The 20766-nt window shown below is 66.2% G+C and carries 16 protein-coding genes; 13 read left to right on the forward strand and 3 right to left on the reverse strand.

Annotation, left to right across the window (positions count from 1 at the left end; genetic code table 11):
- From AC5P76_RS18210 to AC5P76_RS18255, 10 genes are all read left to right on the forward strand, one after another.
- Complete coding sequence (locus AC5P76_RS18210) at nucleotides 1-3609, forward strand: M23 family metallopeptidase (RefSeq protein ID WP_253118596.1); 3609 nt, start codon at nucleotides 1-3, stop codon at nucleotides 3607-3609.
- The gene (locus AC5P76_RS18215; protein ID WP_253118595.1) at nucleotides 3609-4226 is read left to right on the forward strand and encodes a hypothetical protein; all 618 of its coding nucleotides are present in this window, start codon (nucleotides 3609-3611) and stop codon (nucleotides 4224-4226) included. The genes AC5P76_RS18210 and AC5P76_RS18215 overlap by 1 nt, the downstream gene beginning before the upstream one ends.
- A gap of 125 nt (nucleotides 4227-4351) precedes the next feature.
- Nucleotides 4352-4909 carry a hypothetical protein gene (locus AC5P76_RS18220; RefSeq protein WP_495222802.1) on the forward strand — a complete coding sequence of 186 codons (558 nt, stop codon included), beginning with the start codon at nucleotides 4352-4354 and terminating at the stop codon, nucleotides 4907-4909.
- 268 nt (nucleotides 4910-5177) lie between these two features.
- Complete coding sequence (locus AC5P76_RS18225) at nucleotides 5178-5585, forward strand: hypothetical protein (protein ID WP_317233191.1); 408 nt, start codon at nucleotides 5178-5180, stop codon at nucleotides 5583-5585.
- Nucleotides 5586-5711: 126 nt separating this feature from the next.
- Complete coding sequence (locus tag AC5P76_RS18230; RefSeq protein WP_074900238.1) at nucleotides 5712-6332, forward strand: decarboxylase; 621 nt, start codon at nucleotides 5712-5714, stop codon at nucleotides 6330-6332.
- Nucleotides 6333-6454: 122 nt separating this feature from the next.
- Nucleotides 6455-9229 carry a type VI secretion system Vgr family protein gene (locus tag AC5P76_RS18235; protein WP_253118593.1) on the forward strand — a complete coding sequence of 925 codons (2775 nt, stop codon included), beginning with the start codon at nucleotides 6455-6457 and terminating at the stop codon, nucleotides 9227-9229.
- A 2-nt stretch (nucleotides 9230-9231) separates the two neighbouring features.
- A complete protein-coding gene (locus AC5P76_RS18240) occupies nucleotides 9232-10095 on the forward strand; it encodes a DUF4123 domain-containing protein (RefSeq protein WP_253118592.1) in 864 nt (287 codons plus the stop codon).
- A gap of 16 nt (nucleotides 10096-10111) precedes the next feature.
- Complete coding sequence (locus AC5P76_RS18245; protein ID WP_495222803.1) at nucleotides 10112-10612, forward strand: hypothetical protein; 501 nt, start codon at nucleotides 10112-10114, stop codon at nucleotides 10610-10612.
- Nucleotides 10599-12296: a T6SS phospholipase effector Tle1-like catalytic domain-containing protein gene (locus AC5P76_RS18250; RefSeq protein ID WP_128989198.1), complete on the forward strand. Its 1698-nt coding sequence runs from the start codon at nucleotides 10599-10601 to the stop codon at nucleotides 12294-12296. Before AC5P76_RS18245 ends, AC5P76_RS18250 begins: the two co-directional genes overlap by 14 nt.
- Nucleotides 12297-12352: 56 nt before the next feature.
- Complete coding sequence (locus AC5P76_RS18255) at nucleotides 12353-13129, forward strand: CDP-diacylglycerol diphosphatase (RefSeq protein WP_253118591.1); 777 nt, start codon at nucleotides 12353-12355, stop codon at nucleotides 13127-13129.
- Here AC5P76_RS18255 and AC5P76_RS18260 read toward each other — a convergent pair.
- Nucleotides 13126-13722 (reverse strand): GNAT family N-acetyltransferase, encoded by a 597-nt coding sequence (locus tag AC5P76_RS18260; RefSeq protein WP_053518375.1) that lies wholly within the window; start codon nucleotides 13720-13722, stop codon nucleotides 13126-13128. The two genes, AC5P76_RS18255 and AC5P76_RS18260, sit on opposite strands and share 4 nt — an antisense overlap.
- A 217-nt stretch (nucleotides 13723-13939) precedes the next feature.
- On the opposite strand from AC5P76_RS18260, the gene AC5P76_RS18265 reads away from it, so the two are divergent.
- Nucleotides 13940-16666 (forward strand): TonB-dependent receptor plug domain-containing protein, encoded by a 2727-nt coding sequence (locus tag AC5P76_RS18265; protein WP_253118590.1) that lies wholly within the window; start codon nucleotides 13940-13942, stop codon nucleotides 16664-16666.
- 108 nt (nucleotides 16667-16774) lie between these two features.
- Here AC5P76_RS18265 and AC5P76_RS18270 read toward each other — a convergent pair whose 3' ends face one another.
- Nucleotides 16775-17416 carry a hypothetical protein gene (locus AC5P76_RS18270; protein WP_065175273.1) on the reverse strand — a complete coding sequence of 214 codons (642 nt, stop codon included), beginning with the start codon at nucleotides 17414-17416 and terminating at the stop codon, nucleotides 16775-16777.
- 99 nt (nucleotides 17417-17515) lie between these two features.
- Nucleotides 17516-18397: a LysR substrate-binding domain-containing protein gene (locus AC5P76_RS18275; protein ID WP_164151820.1), complete on the reverse strand. Its 882-nt coding sequence runs from the start codon at nucleotides 18395-18397 to the stop codon at nucleotides 17516-17518.
- Nucleotides 18398-18489: 92 nt separating this feature from the next.
- Here AC5P76_RS18275 and AC5P76_RS18280 point away from each other — a divergent pair, with 92 nt between their 5' ends.
- A complete protein-coding gene (locus tag AC5P76_RS18280; protein WP_164151818.1) occupies nucleotides 18490-19194 on the forward strand; it encodes an ankyrin repeat domain-containing protein in 705 nt (234 codons plus the stop codon).
- 51 nt (nucleotides 19195-19245) lie between these two features.
- On the forward strand, nucleotides 19246-20712 hold the full coding sequence (locus AC5P76_RS18285) for an amidohydrolase family protein (RefSeq protein WP_253118589.1): 1467 nt from the start codon (nucleotides 19246-19248) through the stop codon (nucleotides 20710-20712).
- Nucleotides 20713-20766: the final 54 nt, after the last annotated feature.

The raw sequence follows: 20766 nt of genomic DNA on the forward strand, positions 1-20766 counted from the left end.
ATGCCGACGTACAACCCAGGCCCGCCATTTCGCGTAAGCAGTGACTGGTCGAAGGCCCGCAAGCACCCGACACAGGGTACGGTGAAGCGCCACGAAGGGCAGGACTGGGCCGCACCGGCAGGTACCCCCATTCCCGCTGCAGCAGACGGGCATGTGATCTATACCGGATGGATGAACGGCTACGGCAACACGATCGCCGTCGAGCACATGATCCGTGGGCAGGTGGTGCATACGATGTATGCACACATGTCGGCTGCGTCGCCGCTGAAGGTCAAGGACAAGGTCAAGAAGGGCGATCCGCTCGGGCCGGTCGGGATGACGGGCGGGGTGAGTTCGGGCAATCACCTGCATTTCGAGGTGCATCCGTTCGCCGAGTCCGGGAAGCTGGTGCTGCACAAGACGGTGGATCCGGCGACCTTCGATTTCCCGGACGGAGAGGCCGTGTCCGGCGCGTTCGGGTACCCATTCCTGCTGAAGGATGGCGAGCCGGCGAGCAGCGTGGCGGCGTACATGCATGCCATGCGCGGTGCGGAAGACGGGTTCTATCCGGTCGGCGGCAACAGCCTCTGGCATGGCGGCATCCACTTCGGCGATGGGACCGCGAACGAGCTGGCGCAGGGCCCGACACAGCTGGGCGAGAAGAGTGGCGTGCGCTGCATCGCGGATGGCGAGGTGGTGGCCTACAAGCTTGATTCGACCTATCCGGCGGTTCAGTTCCGCGAAAACCAGCTCAAGGCGCTGTACTCCACCGGCTTCACACTGGTGCGGCACACCCTGGTGCTGCCTGAAAGCACCCAGCTGAAAGCCTGCCAGCCTGAAAGCGAGGCGGCTGACCTTGAGGAGCAGACCCGCACCGCGCAGATGCGCTCGGCGATCGCGGTGAAGATGCAGACCGAGGACAAGAAGGCGGCTGCGGACGCCAAGGAGGCGCAGAAGGCGGCGGCCGCCGAGGCGGCCAAGGACAAGAAGAAGGGCATAAAAACCGACGTGCCCAAGGTCGCCGCCACGCCGGAGCGGACGGAAAGCAAGCCTGAAACCCTGGTGCTGTTCAGTCTCTACATGCACCTGATGGATTGGCGTGGCTATCGGCAGGATGACAAGATTCCGCGTGCGAAGTACTGGAAGGGCGACAGCACCTACCGGGTAACCGCCTCTGCCGCCGAAGACACGCAGAAGGTGCCGCCGCCCCCGCCGCCTCCGCAGGAAGCGCCGGCGGCCGATCCGTTCGCGTTGCCGCGCTCTCCGTTTTCCGTCGACCGCGGCTTTGGCCTGGGCCAGTCGCCGCTGGGCGGTGACTGGGGCCAGGCGCCGGTAGGTGACCAGGCCGGCATCGGGCAGCGTGGTTTCGGGCTGGAGGCGGCTGCGGAGCATGCGACGCCACAGCGGGTGCCGTACGGCAGCTTACCGACACAGGGGGCCACGGCTGCAACGACGGCCCCTGCAGCTGCCAGCGCGACGGCGGCGAGCGCACCAGTGGCACCCGCCATCAAGGGGCGCAAGGGTCTGAACATCCGGTCCGAACCGAATGGAAAGCTGCTGGGTATGCTGGCGCAGGGCGCTCGCGTGCGCTTCACTGAAACCAAGGCAGTGGGCAAGGGCGTATGGGGCCACATCGGTGAGCTGCTGGAAGGCGAGATCATTGCCGCTGAAGCTGTCGATGGGCAGGTCAAGCCTGGAGCAGAAACGGGTTGGGTTTATCTGTCGCGCATGGAAGCGGTGTTTGACAAGCCCGATCCGGTGGATCAGGTGGTGGTGCTGGACAAGCCGTTCCCGGTGAAGGCTGGCGACATCATCGGCCAGATCGGCGAATACCAGACCTTTGGTGTGGCGCGCGCATCGCCTTCGCCGGGTATGCGCAGCATGCTGCATCTGGAGGTGTTCAGCGGCGGTGATGTGCCCGGTTTCATCGGGCGCAGCCGTGCGTATGCGGCCACGCGGCCCGAGAACGAGCGCAACATGCTGGTGCTTGACGTCGGCGTCAAGCTGGTCACGCCCATCGCCAGCGACACCGTCCTGGCTGCAGGTTCGATCGTGGCGGTCGCTGCCGACAGTCCAAAGGGGGCCTGGGTAAAGTTGCACAAGTCCGTGGCCGAGCAGGCGCCGAGAAAGGCGCTTGGAAAGTACAATGAGAAAACCAAGCGCTACGCCGATGGCCGCATGTTCACCGGATGGTACGTCAGCAACACAGGTGAACGGACGCAGTCGGAGAAGGTGGGGGGGAAGTGGCCGGACCGTGAAGTGCTCACCGAGCTCGACGACGTGTTCTGGGCAGAAGCAGCGCGGGTTTCCACTGTTGCAGCTGGTAAGCCTCTCGATGCTGACTTGCCGGCGTGGACCCGGTATCCACTGCAGCTGAGCAACCAGACGACGCCTGCTGGAAAGCTGCCGCGCGTGATGGCACGCGTCGAGTTGGACGCGCTTGGGAAAGAGTCCGTCGCGATTGACGATAAGGGTAATCGCTGGTGGTGGGTGGCCACGGATCAGGTGCAAGGATGGGTTTGCCAGAAGGACCATCCACTGACACGTTGGGAATCCCCGTGGGCGTGGCCGTGCTTCGAGCACGTGGAAGAAGGTCAGCTGACACCACTGGATCTGATGGCCTGGAAGGTTTTCCAGATGGCCAAGTCGCGGCCCGAGGAGAAGGCGGAGCACAAGATGCGGGCCGATCGCGTCCGTGGCAGCTCGCTTCATCGCAAGATCTATCAGTTGATTGACGTCAACAACGATGGCGATCTGAGCCCGGCAGAGTTGAAACACGCGCAGCAGAATCCACTGCTGGCCCGCTACCTGCAAAGGTTGATTGCTCGCTACGAGAGCGAGTGGGGCGGCGGCATGCAGAAATGGGACGAACTTGATTCCATGATGATGCGAGCGCAAGGCAACGAATGGGCGGGCGAGAAGGTGCGGATCCGCAAGCTGCAATGGTGGGAAGCCGTGCAGGGGGTGAAGGATTTCCCTGCGAGCCTGGACGTGTTTCATTTCCATCCGCTGGCCATGATCTCCAATTTCATGGGCTTGGGGACGAAGATCATCGACGGTGACCTGGTGCGGCGCCTCGGTGACCTGATCGCGCATGGCGAAGGCGGATACGATTCGTATAATTCGGGCACCAAGAATGTTCCCGAGGGCAGGGTCGGTTTCAGTTTCCGCAATCCTCCGGCCGGTACAGTGACCGGGAAGACCATCGACGAAATCCTGGCAACCGAGCCTTTGGACGGTACCAACCGCAACCGGATGTTCGCAACCGGAAAATACCAGACCATCTTTGGAACCCTTAAGGCCGCCAAGGCCAAGCTGGGCCTCACCGGTAGCGAGAAGTACGATGCGGAACTACAGGAGCGGGTGTTCCGCGAGTACCTGCTGTACAAGGCAGGTGATGGCGCACTGGGGCGCCTGGTGATCGAAGGCAAGGGCACCGTGGATGATGCCCAGATGGCGGCGGCCCAGGAATGGGCATCGATCGCAGCGCCCAAGGGCCGCAAGATCGCCTCGGGAGTGATATCGGACGGCACCATGTCCTACCATCAATCGCTGGCGAACAAGGCCAACGTGGAGTCCACGCCGGCGGTTCGCGCGCTGCTTGTCGAAATCCTGGAAAGCAAAAAATGATGAAGATAGACACCAGCGCCTGGCGGGGACTACAGCCTGTGCTGTTGCTCGGCCTTCTTCTTTCGGCCGCCGCTTGCACGGGGAAGCCGAATTCATCGGAGAACCCAGCCGCAGTTGTGCCGCCGACTGGGGCGGCCACCTCGACCAAGGAAGCGCCCGCATCTACAGCAGGCAACGCACGATATGCTGGCGTCAAGATGCTCTCCCCTCATTCCGGGTGCGCTTTCCTGAGCAGTCCGCTCAACTTCTGTGATGATCGTCATCGTGCCCAGATCGACAAGGTGATCGCCGAGCAGCGGCCGAACTTCAACGGGCACTACATCGTGGCGGAGCTGGAGGAATGGCCTGAGTACTTCCAGCGCTCCGTCGTAGTCATCAACGCCCGGAGCGGGGTGGTGTATCCGTTGCCGATCGACGCATTGTCCGGCCCTTTGTCCAGCAAAGGAGAGCCCACCACATATGGGAAGGTGGAAACATCCGTGGATGCGCAGCAGTTCTGCCTGGTCGGAGCGATACTGGCCTACCGTTCGATCAACGACGGGCGTTTCTGCTTCGGATTCGACGGTGTTCGCTTTACCGGACACCAGACTGCATACATGGCGTCCGAAGCACAGTGAACGGATTTCAATGGGGCCGGCTTTTCCGCGCGCAGCGCTGGTGGCGCCGTAACGATATCGATTGGTGCACGCGGCCTGGTGGCGCGTGTGCAGCCACGACGGTTGGCCGAATCAGCATGCTGGTCGTGGCTGGGTTGATGGCAACGGCCTGCCATGCACAGCCTCCCGAAGTGGGCGGCTGGCGCAGAGTCTCCGACAGCGATCTGGAGCGACAGTACCATTTCTCCATGCTGCCGCACGCTGCAGCAGCGGGAAGTCGATGGGCCGCCTACGACGCCAAGGCGGGCAAGGTGGTGTGTTGCCTGTCGGTGGACGGTGCCGAGGTGGGCGAAAGTGAGCTCCAGGATCGCTTTGACATTCCGGGGCCGTGGATCACCGATCTGACCAATGGCTGGAATCTCGATGCCGCACCCTATCGCCCGCATGTGCAGCTGCTGAAGGTGCAGGGTGCGTTGAGCAGCTACACCTTCAAGGAAGAACGTGAAGCGGCTGGTGGTCTGCTGCTGCCACCCGACGCGCGGGCGGTGACGGCCGACACCCTGGAGATCGACGGCGAGCGTTATACGGTCCAGCGCCGTGAGACCTCGCTGGCCGATGGTGACGGTGGCGTTCATACCTACACCTTGAAACCGGCCAAGGGCGGTGCGGCATTGAAGGTCGAAGTGCCCTTCGGAACCTGTTAGTCGCCGCCATTGAATCGACGCGCAGGCATGTACGGAACACATGCGGACCTGGGGCTACTGCGGGATGTGCATGTCGAACCTGATGGAGGACTGCGTGCGGCGCAACAGGACTTCGGACAGCTGCTGCGGTTTCCAGCAAGTGCTGCTGCTGATCCTGCTTGTCTTGATTGCCGCGTGCGCCGGCAAGCCGGATCCATCGAGAGGTTCGGCCGCGGCCAGCCAAGGACCGGCATCGACGCCCCACAACGCGCCCTACGCAGGCGTTGTGATGAGCTATCCACACTCCGGCTGCGCGTACGAATACAGCCCGGTGGACTTCTGTGACGCGCAGCATCGCGCGCAGATCGACCAGGCCATCCTTACCCAGGTGCCGAACTTCAACCGGCATTACATCCTGACCCAGCTGGATGAGCGCAAGGAGTACTTCCAGCGCTCCATCGTGCTGATCGACAGCCGCGACGGCACCGTGTATCCGTTGCCCATCGATGCGTTCTCGGGCCCGTTGGTGGGCAAGGATGGCGCGCGTACCTATGGCACAGTGGAGACATCCGTTGAGAGCGACACGTTCTGCGTGAGCGGCGCACTGCTCGTATACCGGGCATTCGAAGAGGGCCGCTTCTGCTTCGGATTCGATGGTGTCAGATTCACCGGCCACACCACGCAGTACATGCAGTAGCGGCCGCGTTCCCCCGCGATCGCCGGGCCCGGCTGAACGAGCCGGGCTGCCCGACGTGGCGGACGCCTCACCTTCATGGCATCCTCACGCAACTGATTGGCCGCCGGCCATCGACGGATGAACGACATGCAGAACTGGATCGGCCGCGTGACCGGTGGACTTGCGGTGGCACTGTGCCTGGTGGCACCGCCGGCGCTGGCAGCCGAACCCGTTTTCGGTGGCTGGCGCAACCTCGATTCGCGTGATGGCGCCGAACCGGCGCTGCGTGACGTGCCGTTCGCCCTGCTGCCGGTGGCGGTCGCACGCGATGCACGCTTCAGCATCTATGACCGGGAGAGCAAGCGGCTGGTCTGCTGCCTGCAGGTGGCCAGTGCCGAGCTCGATGATGGCGCACTGCGCAAGGTCTACCAGCTGCCGGAACAATGGGTGGCCGATCTGCGCAACAGCCACAGCGGCCAGCGCCCGTGGCCGACCCGGGTGTACGAAATGCGTCGCACGGACGAGCTGGTGGACTATGGCTTCAACGAAGCGCCGGAGGCCTACAGCGATCTTGGAGGATTGCTGCTGCCGGCCGACGCACGGTTGATGCCCGACGGCAGCGTGCAGGCCGGTGCATCTTCCTATCGCCTGCAGTTCCGCAGCACGCAGCTGGGCGACGACAGCAGCGCACTGGACCGGTTCACCCTGCAGCCACTGCAGGACGGGGGCAAGCCGGTGGTGGTGGAAGTCTCCTACGGAACCTATTGATCCGTAAAGTTAATCTGGTGTGATGGCGCGGGCGTGCGCCGCGCTTTTCCATCTGCTAACGTCGGCCTACAGGGGAAGGACGTGCCATCCGGTCGCCGGTTGGCAGCAACGGTGGGAACGCCATGGAAGCGATTCGCAACCTCATGGTGCAGGCAGCGGGCCTCGACGCTGGAAGCCGCCTGTACCGGTTGGATCTGCCAGGCACGCCCGAGGTCGTCGTCGACCGCTGGCGTGGACATGATGCGCTGTCGCAGGGCAGGCAGCTGCAGATCGATCTGCTCGCGATGGATGCTGCATTGCCGCTCGCTGAGTGGCCGGGGCAACCCGCCTGCCTGCATGTGCGGCAGGCCAATGGCGAGGATTGGCTACGCCATGGTGTGATCGCCGCGGCCGAGTGCCTGCAGTCGGACGGTGGGCTGGCGCGCTACCGCGTGACCCTGCGCGACTGGACGTGGTGGCTCGACCAGGCCCGCTGCAGCCGGGTGTTCCAGGAACAGAGCGTGCGCGAGATCGTGGACGCGGTGTTCCAGATGCACCCGCAACATGCGCATTGGCGCTGGAGCGATGAGGTCGACGGGATGCTGGCCGCATCCCGGCCGCGCAGCTATTGCGTGCAGTACCGCGAGACCGACCTGGCCTTCGTGCAGCGTTTGCTGGCCGAAGAAGGGCTGGGCTGGTGCGTGCAGGATACCGGGGAGGCGACGGCGGGCCACGGCGTGCTGCTGTTCGCCGATTCGACCCTACTGCCGGAAGCCGCTGCGTCGCAGTCGGCGGGAGGGATCCGCTTCCATCGCGCCGATGGCACCGAGCAGAGTGATGGCGTGCAGCAGCTTGGCCTGCAACGGCGGCTGCATAGCACGCACGTGCAGCTGCACAGCAGCGACTACCGCAGTGCGCGCTCGCTGGCCGGCCAGTTGCCGGTGCAGGGCGGCGGGCAGGCGCGGCGCGAGGACTATGACCCGGTTGGCGCGCATGCCTTTGCCGACGCGGCCGAGCTGCAGCACCACGCTCGTCTGGTCGCCGAGGCACTGGAAGCGCAGGCACTGCAATGGCACGGCCGTGGCAGTGTGCGCAGCGCTGATGCCGGCCAGGTCTGGTCATTGAGCGGAACGCCGGGGTCGGTGCCGACCGAACTGTTGCTGGTGGACGTCGAGCACGCCGGGGTCAACAACCTGCCGGTGGATCTGCGCCAGGCGCTGGCAACGATGGACGATGCCGCCGCCACCGCGGACACGCTGCAGGTGGCTGCCCAGACGCAGGGCTACGCACAGACATTCGTCGCTCTGCCCCGCGACCGGCGTTGGCGTCCGACGCTATGGGACGGCACGGGTGCGCGACGCAATCCGCGGCCGCTGGCGCCCGGTTACCAGACAGCGGTCGTGGTGGCTGCGCAGGGCGCCGATGGCGCCGAGCTGCACGCCGATGCACTGGGACGGATCCGCGTGCGGTTCCACTTCCAGCAGGAAGAGGGCAGCACGGACAGCGCGTGGCTGCGCGTCGCGCAGCGCTATGCGGGGCCGGGCGTGGGCAGCCAGTTCCTGCCCCGTATCGGCCAGGAAGTCCTGGTGGGCTTCCTCGAGGGCGACATCGACCGGCCGCTGGTGCTGGGCGCGCTGTACAACGGGCGCGGCGAAGGCGGCGTCGCGCCGACCCCGGCGGGCGCCAGCGCGGAGGCCGATACGTCCATGTACGCACAGGCGAGGGATGGCACCGGCAGTGCGCAGGCCAACCTCGGGGGCGGCCAGGCGCCTGCGTGGCACGCGGCGGCGACCGGAGAGCAGGCACACCGCAACGCCGGTGCGCTGTGGGGCGTGCAATCACGGGAGTGGCAGGGGGCCGGCTGGAACCGTCTGCTGTTCGACGACAGCGACCAGCAGCTGCGGGCCCAGCTGGCCAGCAGCCAGCAGGCTTCGGCATTGACGCTGGGACATCTGCGCCATCAGGCGGACAACCATCGAGGCAGCTTCCGCGGCAGTGGATTCGAGTTGCGCAGCGACGCCTGGGGCAGCGTGCGCGGACAAGGCGGGCTCTGGTTGACTGCCTATGCCCGCCGCAGCGCCGAACCGGCAGGTGCGGCGGCACAGCCTGCTGCGCTGCTGCAGCAGCTGGCCACGCTGGCCCGCAGCCATGCGGCGGCGGCGGGTACGCATCTGACAGCGCGGCCGGCCGCGCATGTCGGCGTGCAATCGCCGCAGCGCTCGCGTTTGGACGGTTCGCAGTCACCGCTGCCGGTGCTGTTGGCCAGCGTACGCAGCACGGTGCCCGGTAACGCGTTGCAGGAAGCGGCCGGGTCGGCGCCGGAACGCAGCGGTGATGCCGGCGAGGGCCGCGTTCCGCATACCGGCGATGCCCTGCTGGGCCTGGCTGCACCTGATGGTGCGCTGATGGTGGCCGGACAGGGGCTGCTTTGGGCGCCGGGCGAGACACTGGCACTGGGCAGCGGCCAGCACGGCGAGGCCGTGGTGATGGGGCAGGCGCGCTGGCATGGACGGCAGGCCATCGGCGTACTGGCCGCAACACTGGAGGGGGCTGATCCGGGCGAGCCGGCGCTGACCCTGGCCAGCGGCGAACAGGTGCTGGACGTCAAGGCGCAACAGGACGAGGTGCGCGTGCAGTCGCGGCAGTCGCTGCGGGGCACGAGCGCACAGGGTGCCGTGGAGGTGGCTGCGGGCCGGACGGTGCAGGTGGCCACCGCAGGCGGGGCCAGCATCACCCTCAGCGGCGGCAACATCGTGTTCAACGCACCCGGGAGGATCGCCGTGCACGCCGGACGCAAGTCGTTCCTGCCCGGCGATCGCGGCCGTTACCCGTTGCCGGTCTTCCCGCAGTCGGTCTGCAAGGAATGCCTGCTGCTGGCCGCACAGCGTGCAGCCCCGCTGACACCGAAGGGAGGCTGAGCGTGGCCAACGACTGGCAGTTCCCACCGTTCTCGCCACCGCCGCTGGATGAGGGCACCCAGCGTTACGTTCTGCTTGATGGCGCGCAGTGCGAGCAGCCCCTGCAACTGCTGCGCGCGCTGCCCTGGGCGCCGCTGCCCCTGTTTGACGGCCTGCTGGCCGATGGCACGGATGACGCCAGCGTGTTCCTCGCGCGCCTGCCGCGTGGCCTGGAGCTTGACGGTTTCCTGCAGCGTGCGGCGTCGTACGCGCGTTCTCCGGGCCTGCTCAGCCTGATCGACACGGCATTGCCTGCGGAAGAGCTGCAGCAGCGGCTGCAGAGACGGCTGGACGCCAGCTACCCGAACGGCAAGCTGTTCCTGGCCCGCTTCTTCGACGCGCGGGTGCTGCCATGGTGGGTGCAGGTGCTGGACGCGGCGCAGTGCCGGGCCTTCCTGGCGCTGGGAGAGCGCTGGTGGTACCTGCGCCACGATCTGAAATGGGCGCACCTGGAATTGCAGGACAGCGTGCAGGATCCGCACGATCCTCCCTGGGTGCTGGAGGCGGCGCAGCGGCACGCCCTGATCGATGCCAGCTACCCCTACACGCTGATCGATCACTTCCAGCTCTCCGATCCGGAGCTGCTGGCGCGGCTTCCCCGTGCGCGCTGGTATACCTTCTTCCGACGGGTGGTGGCCACGGCCGCGGACGTCGGCATCGAGGACAGCCGACGGCTGGTGATGGTGTCGACCTGGGCGCTGCTGGCCGGCGTCGATCTTGGCGAGGATCCCGCATGGCGGCTTCGCCTGCAGGACTTCGCGGCGGGGCGGCGCAGCGCTGCCGATATCGGTGACGAAGTGTGGCCGCTTGAAGAAAGCTGGGACTGAACGGAGCGCGATCGGAATGATGGGCAACAAGTACCTGTGGTGGAGCGCGCTGGCGGTGATCGCACTGCTGCTGATGGGCGTCGGCTGCAGCCGGGCGATGGCACGCGGTAAGACGCCGATCATGTCGTTGTTCGCCTTCAACTACAGTCCGAACTACCTCGCTGACGTGCGTGTCGACGGGCAGTATCTCGGAGGGCTGGACGGGTACACCAACGGTGGTTCCGGCATGGGCCCCCGCGCGCCACGAGGCAAGGGGCCGCACAGCGTGCGCGTGCGCTGGATCGAGGCCAACCGATACGATCTGGCCACCAACCGCTATCTGGATGAAGGGCACCGCGTGCCGCGTGAAGCCGTGGTACCGCTGAAGACGCCCTATCCACCCAACCCGGCCACCTTGCTGCTGCACTTCTATGCGGACGGCCATGTCGAGGCCGAGCTGCTGGCCAAGGGCGTGAACAAGTGGGACGTACGGCGCATGCCAGTGCCGAAGGAGCACAAGGACCATGACCAGTATTGATCCGACCGCGATTCCCGGGCAGGTGGATCTTGAACCGGGCACCCCGGATCCGGTCGCCCAGGCTGAGGGCACGGCACGCACTGCGCGACTGGCCCGCGGCACACGTCCGCTGAGCGATGCCGAGCGCCGCCGTCGCCAGGAGGCGATGTGTGGCACCGTGCCCGACAAGGAAGCGGCCACTACGGGATGCACGCAGAGCCTGCACCTGGCCGTATTCTTCGATGGCACCGGCAACAATCGCGATGAGGAGCTGAACAAGGCCCAGAATGAGCGCGCATTGTCGAACATCGCCCGCTTGTTCATCGCGCACAGGGACGACACACGGAACATAAAACGGCAGTACCTGTCCGGCGTAGGAACACCGTGCCCGGAGGTCGGTGATAAGGGGGGGCTGCTGGGGCTGTCCATCGGCAAGGGCGGGCGCGAGCGCATCGACTTCGCGCTGCAGTCGCTGGACGAGCTGATAGACAGCCAGCCCGAGCCGATGCGCATCCTGGTGGTCAGCGTGTCGGTACTGGGCTTTTCGCGCGGAGCGGCTTCGGCACGCGCGTTCGCCCGCGATCTGGCCGCGCGCTGCCGACGCCAGGCCGATGGCACCTGGCTGTACCGCGAGCGTATTCCGCTGCGGATCGGATTCATGGGCGTGTTCGATACGGTGTGCTCGGTGTGGCCCAGCCTGACGGCGGCGGCAGTGAACTACCGCAATGGGCATACCGGATGGGCTGAAGGCATGACCATACCGGAGATCGTGGAGCAGTCGGTGCACATGACCGCCGCCCATGAGCTGCGCGGCCAGTTCCCCCTGGATTCCACCCGCGAGCATGCCCAATACCCCGCCAACACGGTGGAAATATGGTTCCCGGGTGTGCACTCGGACGTGGGCGGTGGCTACGATCCCCAGCACCAGGGGCGCCGGAACAGCATCGCGCGCTTTGCCCTGAACGAGATGTATGACATGGCGCAGGCCAGGGGGGTGCTGCTCAACCCGATCAGTCGCCTGGAACAGCACGTCAAGGCTGAGTTCGACAAGCAGGATCCGGAACTGCAGGCGGTGTTCAACGCCTATCTGCAGGCGGTGCGGGTCAAGCGTGGACGCATGGAGGACGTGCAGGCGTCGCATATGGAGCTGCTGTATCGCTGGCTGCGCGTGCGCGTGGCACGTGGTGACCAGTTGCCGTCGATGCAGCGGCTTGCTGCACGCGAAGAGGCCCTGCGCGAACAGGTGCGCACGCTGCGCCGACGGCAGTCGCAGCTGCCATCGCCCTGGGACAACGACAACCTGCATCTGGCCGACCAGGGCAATGCGGAGAAGACCGCCGAATGGAACCGGGTGTCAGACGAGCTGAAGGCGCGCAACGATGAGCTCTCTGCGGTACGCAAGCAGCGCCGGGGGCTGGAGAAGGAGAACGACACGCTGCTGGACAAGATCGTCAGCCTGCGACGGCGCCGGGAGCGCGGCAGAACGCTGACCATGGCCGAGCGGGTCACTCTGGAATCCTGGGACAATACGACCCTGCTGCCGCCGGACGTGGAGACCTTCTTCGACGGGTACGGTCATGACTCGGTGGCGCACTGGTTCATCGGCAACCTGAGCCAATGGCGGGTGCTGTACTTCGGCGCGACCAAGTACACGCCCGGCAAGGTCGAGGAGACGGCGGATACGCGAGAGGCCGTGCCCGGCTGAGGGGGCAGGGTACACTGGCCGGCGCAGCCCTTGCCGTGCCGTCGATTGTGAGACCCGTGACCCGCCTGATCCTGTTGTTGTCCTGTTCGCTGCTGGCGGCCTGCGCCAGCGCGCCTGCGCCTGCTCCGGTCCCGTCGGATGCGCTGTGGAGGCTGATCGAGCGCGATTGCCGCGGTGCCGATGTGCCGCGTGGCGCCTGCCTGCAACGGGACGCGACCGCGGCCCGCCGCGATGTGCTCATCAAGGATGTCCATGGCGACTACCAGTTCCTGCTGATGCCACTGGACAAGGTCAGTGGCATCGAGAGCGCTGCCCTGTACCAGCGCGGTGCGCCGAACTACTTCGCGGCCGCCTGGCAGGCCCGCGGGCATACCGAACAGGCACTGGGCCGCCCCTTGCCGCGCAATGTCGCAAGCCTTGCACTGAACTCGCCGCACGGCCGTTCCCAGCATCAGCTTCACATCCACATCGACTGCCTGCGCGCCGATGTGCTGCAGGCGCTGGACACGCACGCCGCGGCGGTCGGAATGCAGTGGGCGGCGTTGCCCGTGCCGCTGCGTGGCCATCGTTACGTTGCGCGCATGCTGCCGGGAGCAGAACTGCGTGCGAATCCATTGAACCTGCTCGCCTATGACCTGAGCGGGCTGCCCGATGTCGGCCAATGGAGCCTGGTGGTGGCAGGCCGCGAGAATGTGCTGGGAGGCCCCGGCTTCATTCTGCTGGCGACCCGCCTGGATCCCGCGACCGGCAATGAGGCCAGCGGCGAGGAGCTGCAGGACCATGCGTGCTCGGTACTGACCGGGGCGGATGCGGCGCTGGAGCGGGTCCGCTAGTCCGGGCGGACCTGTTGTCGCCAGCGCGGCGCGGTCAAGGCCAGCAGTTGCCGGTCCTGCCAGCCATCGATATCCAGATGGTGATCGCGCAGCAGGCCTTCATGCTCGAACCCCACCGAGCGCAGTGCATCGACGAAAGGCGTGCTGCTGGCCACCGGAAGCAGGGTGAACACGCGATGCAGTCCGACCTGGTCGAACAGGAAGGGGCACAGCGCCTGCAACGCCTGCGCGGGATGCTCGTGGCTGTGCTGCATTGAACGCAGCTCGGCGCAACGGGCGTGGGCGGAGTGCAGCTGGATCTGCAGTTGATCATGCAGCATGCCGTGCCGGTCATCGAACACGCCCAGCAGCAGCTGGTCGTTGTCCTGCTGCAGGCGCGAACGGTGGACGCCTGCCAGGAAGCGCGCTTCCTCGTCGACGCCGGACGGTCGGAAGATGCCGCGGCTCCTTCGATCGTCGAAGGCGCGCCAGCGTGGCAGATCGGCGCGGTTGAACAGGCGCAGGGTGATCGGGGCCGCCTGCAGCTGCACAAGGTGTTGGCGCAGCACGGGGCGGAGCGGCGGAATCGGAGGGCCGAAGGAACAGGTCGTCATGGCTTGACGATGCCCGTACATGCGGCGCCAAACCATCAAGAATGTTGTAAAACGCACGTTGTCAGCGCGCGGCGTCACTTATCAGCTTCCGGCATAAGCCCATCAGGCCTGGTCATTTCCGCTGAAACTGTCCGTTCGGGACACTTTCGTTACGGGATCGTTATGCGCGCACAGGCCGCCGCGTCCCGTCCAATCGTCCAACTCCCCCAGGAAGCCCATGTCCGCCTCTCCCCAGGCGCTGCGCCATCGTCCGCTGGTGCTCGCGCTGTCGTCCCTGATGCTGGCCTCGTTGCCCGCCTTCGCGCAGGAAAGCGCACCTACATCGCTGCAGGAAGTGAAGGTCACCGGTTCGCGCATTCCGCGCGCCAGCGTTGAAGGGCCGTCGCCGGTGACCGTGATCAGCCGGGAGCAGATCGACGCACAGGGCTACCGCAATGCATTCGACGCCCTGAGTGCGCTGACCGAGAACACCGGCAACGTGCAGGGCGAGGATTACGGCAATACCTTCACCCCGGCCGCCAACACCATCAATCTGCGCGGGTTGGGGCCGAACCGCACGCTGGTGCTGGTCAACGGTCGTCGCCAGTCCGACTACCCGCTGGCCTACGAAGGCTCGGTCAACGTGGTGAACCTGGCCAACATTCCCAGCGCCCTCATCGAGCGTATCGAAGTGCTCGCCGGCGGCGCTTCGGCCGTGTACGGTTCCGACGCCATCGCCGGCGTGGTCAACATCATTCTCAAGGAGCGCTACGACGGCGTGGACATCAACGTTCGTGCCGGCGGTACCGAGCAGGGCGGGGGAGACAACCAGCGCGTGCAGGTGGTGGGAGGTGGTGCCGGTGAGCGATGGGAAGGCGTGTTCGGCTTCGAGCTGGGAATCCGCAAGGCCATCCACGCACGCCAGCGCGATTTCATGGACTCGCTGGACGATGATCCGCGTGGCACGGTCCCGCAGGCCACGGCCATCGCCTATCGGCGCAATGCAGCCACCGGCAGGAACATCGACCCGGGCAGTGACGGCTGCGATGCCGCTTCCGGGATCTACGGCGGGAGCGTGTTCCGCGCCACCAATCCGCGCCTGGGCAGTTACTGCGGCAGCAACGAGGCCGCCGCCAGCTACTGGACCGTGCAGACTGAAAAGCGCAACCTCGATGGCTATGGCCTGCTGACCTTCCACCTGGACGAACGGACCGATCTGTTCGCCGACCTCGCCGTGGGCAGCGCGACCATCTACAACAATACCCGTGCCCCGACCTGGACGTCCGCACGCAATTACTTCTACAACCAGAACAGTGGTGAACTGGAGAGCTGGTATCGCCGGTTCGCACCGGAAGAAGTGGGCGGCTTGCCGCGCAACGCCAATCGCTTCCTGGAAAAGTCGTGGTCGTTCAACGTCGGTGTACGCGGCCAGCTGGGTGACAGCGACTGGGACTACGAGGCCGTCTACAGCCGCTCGCGCTACGAGAACCGGACGCGGCGGCCGGTGCTGCTGGCGGGAATCAACGAATACCTGCTCGGCCCCACGCTGGGCGTGCGCGACGGGGTGGAAGTCTACGCGCCGGATCCGGCACGGCTTTATCAGCCGCTGACGCCGGACGAGTACGGGCAGTTGTCCGGTTACCAGGAGAGCCGCAATGCGGCGTGGCTGCAGACCTTCAGCGCCAGCGTCAACGGCCGCCTGTTCGAACTGCCCGGGGGAGACGCGGCGCTGGCGGCCGTGGTCGAGGCCGGCAGCCAGGGGTATCGCAACCGACCGGACCCGCGGCTGGGAACCGGAGAGTTCTGGAACACCAGTGCCGGCGTTGGCGCAGGAGGAGAGCGTGATCGCTATGCGGTGGGCGCCGAACTGCAGCTGCCGTTGCTGCCGCGCCTGACCACCACGCTGGCGGGCCGCTACGATCAGTACCGGGCCGCAGGCGAACACATCGGCAAGGCGACGTGGAGCTTCGGCGTGGAGTTCCGCCCGCTGGACAGCCTGTTGATCCGTGGCACGGCCGCCACCAGTTTCCGTGCGCCGGACATGAACTACGTGTTCGCCACTGAAACCCGCGGCTACAACCCGGGCATGACCGATTACTGGCGGTGCCGTACCGCCGGTCAGCCGTATGACGACTGCGACTTCAACGGCCTGTCCATCGACTTCAGCAACCGCGCCAATCCGCAGCTGCAACCGGAAACCGCCAAGTCGTACGGCTTTGGTTTGGTCTGGTCGCCGCTGGCAAGCCTGGATTTCAGTGCGGACTACTACGACATCCGCATCGACAACGAGGTGACCAATCTCGACAGCAGCCGCATCCTGCGCGACGAAGCCGATTGCCGCCTCGGCCGTACCCTGGGCGGTGAAGTGCGCGATATCGGTTCGCCGCTGTGCCAGGACGCGCTGGCCCGCGTGATCCGTAATCCTTCCACGGCGGCGGTGCAGCCGGACCAGGTCACCCGGGTGCTGATCAATCCGATCAACGCGGCATCCGAGTCCGTGCGCGGCATCGATCTGAAGGGGAACTGGCGTTTCGATGCCGGGCGGGCGGGGCGCTTCACCACGCGCCTGGCCTACACCGTCGTGCTTGAGCATGAGTACCGGCAGTTCGCCGATGACGAGGTGCGTGACATCCGCAATTCCCTCGACGACTGGCAGTGGCGCAGCAAGGTCAACGGCAGCGTGACCTGGAACCGCGGTGACTGGACCGCGACGGTGTACGGCAACCGCTATGGCTCGCTGCCGAAGAGCGATGGCAGCGGCCGTATCGGACCGTACATGACGTACAACGCGAGCGTGTTCCGCAGCTTCGGCGACAACCTGTCGCTGGGTGTCATCGTCAACAACCTGCGCAACAGCCGGCCGCCGGCGGACCGCAACGGGGGGGGCTGGCCGTTCTATCCGGTCGGCAACTACGACCCCTATGGCCGCCAGTTCTGGGTGGAGATGGATTACCGCTTCAACTGAGCAGCGCAGGTGGGGCGCCTCTTCGACTCGCGTCTGCGGCGAGCGGAGAGGCGTCGCTTGGTGCCTTCACTACGCGCGGACAGTCGTCACAGCCATCCGCAATCACGCTTACGGTAACGCCTGCACCAGATAGGATTCGATGACGTAGCTGAAAGGTTGCTGCTGGCGGTCGCGCAGCAAGGCGCGTACTTCCAGGATGATGCCGTGGTCGCCCTCGCCACGGGGGGGCCAGAAGGTCTGGTCGGCTTCGGTCTCGCGCTGGAAGCCCAGCGGGCCGACCACGCGGCCGAAAGGCTCGTCGGTGCTGTCCAGCACCTGGTTCATCGCCGTACTGAGATGGCCGGGCAGGTACCAGTTGTCGGCCTCGGACAGCACGCGGTTCCCGCACACCAGCTGCACGCGGCGGTAGCGCAGCGCGGCGCTGGAGTCGGCGCCCAGTGCCTGCAGCACCTCGGCCGGGGCCTGCTTGTCATCGCCATGGATGCGCACCGCGCGGACGCGGGCCTGCTGGGCCAGGCCGTGTTCGGCACACCAGCTTTCCAGCGTGGCTGTGGCGCTCTGCCCGGACAGCACCCGCTGATGCAGCCGTTCGACCAGCGCCGCCGGGGCGATCCGCTGCTGGCCAGGCGGTGCCTGCGGCGGCGGAGCGCCGACGGCATCGCTGGCGGACAGGCTGGCGATCGGCGCGGCGGCAAGCAGTGAAGCGGCCTGCCAGCGGCGGATACGATCGTGGCGGTCGGACGGGCCCATGCGGCATCACAGCGGAAACAGGTGTCTATGGTACCCGTTCAGCGCTGTGTACGGCGCACCCGCCGCGCCCCTGCACCCGGCGATATTCATCGAACGGGCTCATACCGGCTCGCGCTGCACCTGCTGCCACAGCTCGCTGGCCAGCGCACGCACGGCATCATCGGCGTCGCCACGGTGCAGCAGCCCGATCTCGTAGTTGTCGATCACCGGCAGGTTCCGTTCGCCGTCGATGATGCGGTGTCCGCGGCCCACTGCCCGGCGCGGCAGCAGGCTGATGCCGATGCCATCGGCAACCGCGCCCTGGATGCCGCTGAGCGATGAACTGGTGAAGGCGATGCGCCAGCGCAGGCCGAGTGCTTCGACCGCCTGGATCATTTCGTCGCGGTACAGTCCGCGCGGCGGGAAGGTCACCAGCGGCAGGGGCTCCTGCAGCAGGCAGCCACTGCGCAGGCTGTCGATCCAGTGCATGGGTTCACGCCGGCAATGCACGGCCTGGCGGCTGTTGCGGCGCTGCTTGACCAGGACCAGATCCAGTTCACCATGATCGAAGCCATGGGCCAGATCGCGGCTGAGGCCGCTGCTGATCTCCAGCTTCACCTGCGGATGGCGGCGGCTGAAAGCGGCCAGCATGCGCGTGGTCTGCGCGTTGACGAAGTCCTCGGGCACACCGATGCGGACCGCTGTTTCGACCGTGGCGCCCGCCAACGCCTGTGCCATTTCCTCGTTCAGGTCGAGCATGCGCCGGGCATAGCCCAGCAGCGTGTGGCCGGCGTCGGTGGGCTGCACATCGCGATGGCCACGCTCGAGCAGGCGATGACCGGCCAGGTCTTCCAGACGACGCACCTTCTGGCTGACCGTGGACTGGGTCGAGTGCAGGCGGGTGGCCGCAGTGGTGAAGCTGCCGCAGTCGGCCACCATCACCAGGGCCCGCAGCAGGTCCAGTTCGAACAGTGACCTATTCGATTTTGAACTTTCTTGCATTTGAACATTTCATTTCTGGATACCCGTGGCGACTTCTACCATGCGGCCAAGGCACCGGCAACGTCCGGCCGACTGATTCCGGAGGGTTCATCATGTACCTGCAACACCGCTGCCTGCGCTGGGCTGCGCCCTCACGGCGCGCGCTTCTGCTGTGCCTGCTGGCCGTGGCATTTCCGGCCTGTGCCGCAGACCCGTCCGGCCAAGCCGACGTGCGGTTGCGGGAGGCCGCCAGCCGCGGCGATGCCGGAGCGGTGCGCCAGGCACTGGCCGATGGCGCGGCCTTGGAAGCGCGCGACGCACAGGGCCGCACCGCGCTGCTGCTGGCGACCCATGGCAACCGCGTGGACGCGGCGCGCGTGCTGATCGAGGCGGGAGCCGATGTCAACGCCAAGGACAGGCTGCAGGACAGCGCCTACCTGTACGCCGGTGCGCGCGGACTGGACGGAATCCTGGCCTTGACCCTGAGCCATGGTGCAGACCTGAGCAGCACCAATCGTTATGGCGGCACCGCCCTGATTCCCGCCGCCGAGCGTGGCCACGTCACCACGGTGCGCATGCTGCTGCGTGCGGGCGTGGCAGTGGACCACGTCAATCGACTGCAGTGGACGGCGCTGCTGGAGGCGATCCTGCTCGGCGACGGAGGGCCGCGCCACACGCAGATCGTGCAGCTGCTGCTCGAAGCGGGCGCCGATCCTGAGCTGGCCGACGGCGAGGGCGTGACGCCGCTGGCTCATGCGCGCCAGCGCGGATTCGCCGCGATCGAAACCCTGCTGCGCCAGCATGGCGCGACACGCTGATATCTGCTCCTTCCATTCCGCACGCTGGCCGTGCCTACCAGGATGTTGTCCATGTTCTGTTTCCGCCCGTTGTCCCTTGCTGTGCTGTTCGCCTGCGCACCGCTGTCCGCTGCTGCAGCCGAACGTGCCGATCTGCTGATCCGCAATGCCACCGTGGTCGATGTGGAGCACGCCCGCACCCTGCCGGGGCAGAGCGTGGTGATCCGCGGCGAGACGATTGTTGCGGTCGGCCCTGACGCAGGGCTGGAGGGCCAGTGGCGCGCGGACCGGCAGCTGGATGCGCAGGGGAAGTACCTGATTCCGGGACTGTGGGACATGCATGTGCACTTCGGTGGAGGCCCTGCGCTGATCGAAGAGAACAAGGCACTGCTGCCGCTGTACGTCGCCCATGGCATCACCACCGTGCGCGACTGTTCGGGTGATCTGCCGCAGCAGGTGCTGCAGTGGCGTGGCGAGATCGCCGCCGGCACCTTGTTCGGTCCACGCCTGCTCAGCTCCGGCGCCAAGATCGAAGGCATCAAGCCGGTCTGGAAGGGGACGATCGAAGTCGGCAGCCGCGCCGATGCCGATCAGGCGATCACGCGCCTGCAGCGCGACAAGGTTGACTTCGTCAAGATCACGGACAGTACGCTGACGCCGGAACTGTTCCTGTACTCGGCTGCCGCCGCGCGCAAGGCAGGATTCAGGGCATCGGGCCATATCCCAATGGCGCTGACCGTGGAGCAGGCGGTCGATGCTGGCCTGGCGTCGATCGAACACCTGGACTATGCGTTCAAGGCGGGCAGCAGGGATGAGGCGCGGATTGCAGCCGATTTCGGCGCCGGGCGTATCGATCGTACGGAAGCGAACCGGCAGCTGGATGCCAGTTTCGACCGTGACACCGCGATGCGCGCGTATCGTGATTTCGCCCGTCGAGGCGTGTTCGTGACGCCCACACTCAACGGCGGACGCATTCTCGACTTCCTCGACCAGGACGATCATGCCCACGATCCCTATCTGGCCTACATCGGCCCAGGCCTGCGTGCCACTTACCAGTGGCGCGTGGAGCGCGCGGCCAAGGCCACGCCGGCACAGATCCAGGCGCGGCATGCGCAGTACCGGCAGGTGGCCGCGGTGCTGCCGATGCTTCAGGAAGCGGGTGTGACGATCATTGCCGGCACCGACGCCGGCTTCCTCAATTCGTTCAACTATCCCGGGATCGGACTGCACCAGGAACTGCAGCTGTTCGTGCAGGAAGGGCTGACACCGCCCCAGGCCCTGTCAGCGGCCACGCGGTCTGGCCCGGCCTGGTTCGGGCAGATGGACCGCTACGGGAGCGTGGCCGACGGCAAGGCGGCGGACCTGGTACTGCTGACCGCCAATCCGCTGCTGGACATCGCCGCGACCGGGAAGATCGACAGCGTGATCCTGCGCGGCCACGTGCATGATCGTGCAGCGCTGGACAAGATGCTGGCCGACACCCGCGCGCGCGTGGCCGCGTGGAACGATGAAGCAGACAAGGCCCGATCAGCGGACTGAACGCAGTCATCGTTGTAATGATGAGGGGAACGGGGGAGTCGCCACGCGTTGCTG

This window comes from Stenotrophomonas sp. YJH_SMC_36 (assembly GCF_059369935.1).

What these genes read in the sequence shown, in the direction of transcription:
- AC5P76_RS18270 (WP_065175273.1), bottom strand. Translation starts at nt 17,416, where the DNA reads ATGGGCCCGTCCGACCGCCACGATCGTATCCGCCGCTGGCAGGCCGCT.
- AC5P76_RS18285 (WP_253118589.1), top strand. Translation starts at nt 19,246, where the DNA reads ATGTTCTGTTTCCGCCCGTTGTCCCTTGCTGTGCTGTTCGCCTGCGCA.
- AC5P76_RS18245 (WP_495222803.1), top strand. Translation starts at nt 10,112, where the DNA reads ATGATGGGCAACAAGTACCTGTGGTGGAGCGCGCTGGCGGTGATCGCA.
- AC5P76_RS18275 (WP_164151820.1), bottom strand. Translation starts at nt 18,397, where the DNA reads ATGCAAGAAAGTTCAAAATCGAATAGGTCACTGTTCGAACTGGACCTG.
- AC5P76_RS18230 (WP_074900238.1), top strand. Translation starts at nt 5,712, where the DNA reads ATGCAGAACTGGATCGGCCGCGTGACCGGTGGACTTGCGGTGGCACTG.
- AC5P76_RS18265 (WP_253118590.1), top strand. Translation starts at nt 13,940, where the DNA reads ATGTCCGCCTCTCCCCAGGCGCTGCGCCATCGTCCGCTGGTGCTCGCG.
- AC5P76_RS18235 (WP_253118593.1), top strand. Translation starts at nt 6,455, where the DNA reads ATGGAAGCGATTCGCAACCTCATGGTGCAGGCAGCGGGCCTCGACGCT.
- AC5P76_RS18210 (WP_253118596.1), top strand. Translation starts at nt 1, where the DNA reads ATGCCGACGTACAACCCAGGCCCGCCATTTCGCGTAAGCAGTGACTGG.
- AC5P76_RS18250 (WP_128989198.1), top strand. Translation starts at nt 10,599, where the DNA reads ATGACCAGTATTGATCCGACCGCGATTCCCGGGCAGGTGGATCTTGAA.
- AC5P76_RS18225 (WP_317233191.1), top strand. Translation starts at nt 5,178, where the DNA reads ATGAGCTATCCACACTCCGGCTGCGCGTACGAATACAGCCCGGTGGAC.
- AC5P76_RS18280 (WP_164151818.1), top strand. Translation starts at nt 18,490, where the DNA reads ATGTACCTGCAACACCGCTGCCTGCGCTGGGCTGCGCCCTCACGGCGC.
- AC5P76_RS18215 (WP_253118595.1), top strand. Translation starts at nt 3,609, where the DNA reads ATGAAGATAGACACCAGCGCCTGGCGGGGACTACAGCCTGTGCTGTTG.
- AC5P76_RS18260 (WP_053518375.1), bottom strand. Translation starts at nt 13,722, where the DNA reads ATGACGACCTGTTCCTTCGGCCCTCCGATTCCGCCGCTCCGCCCCGTG.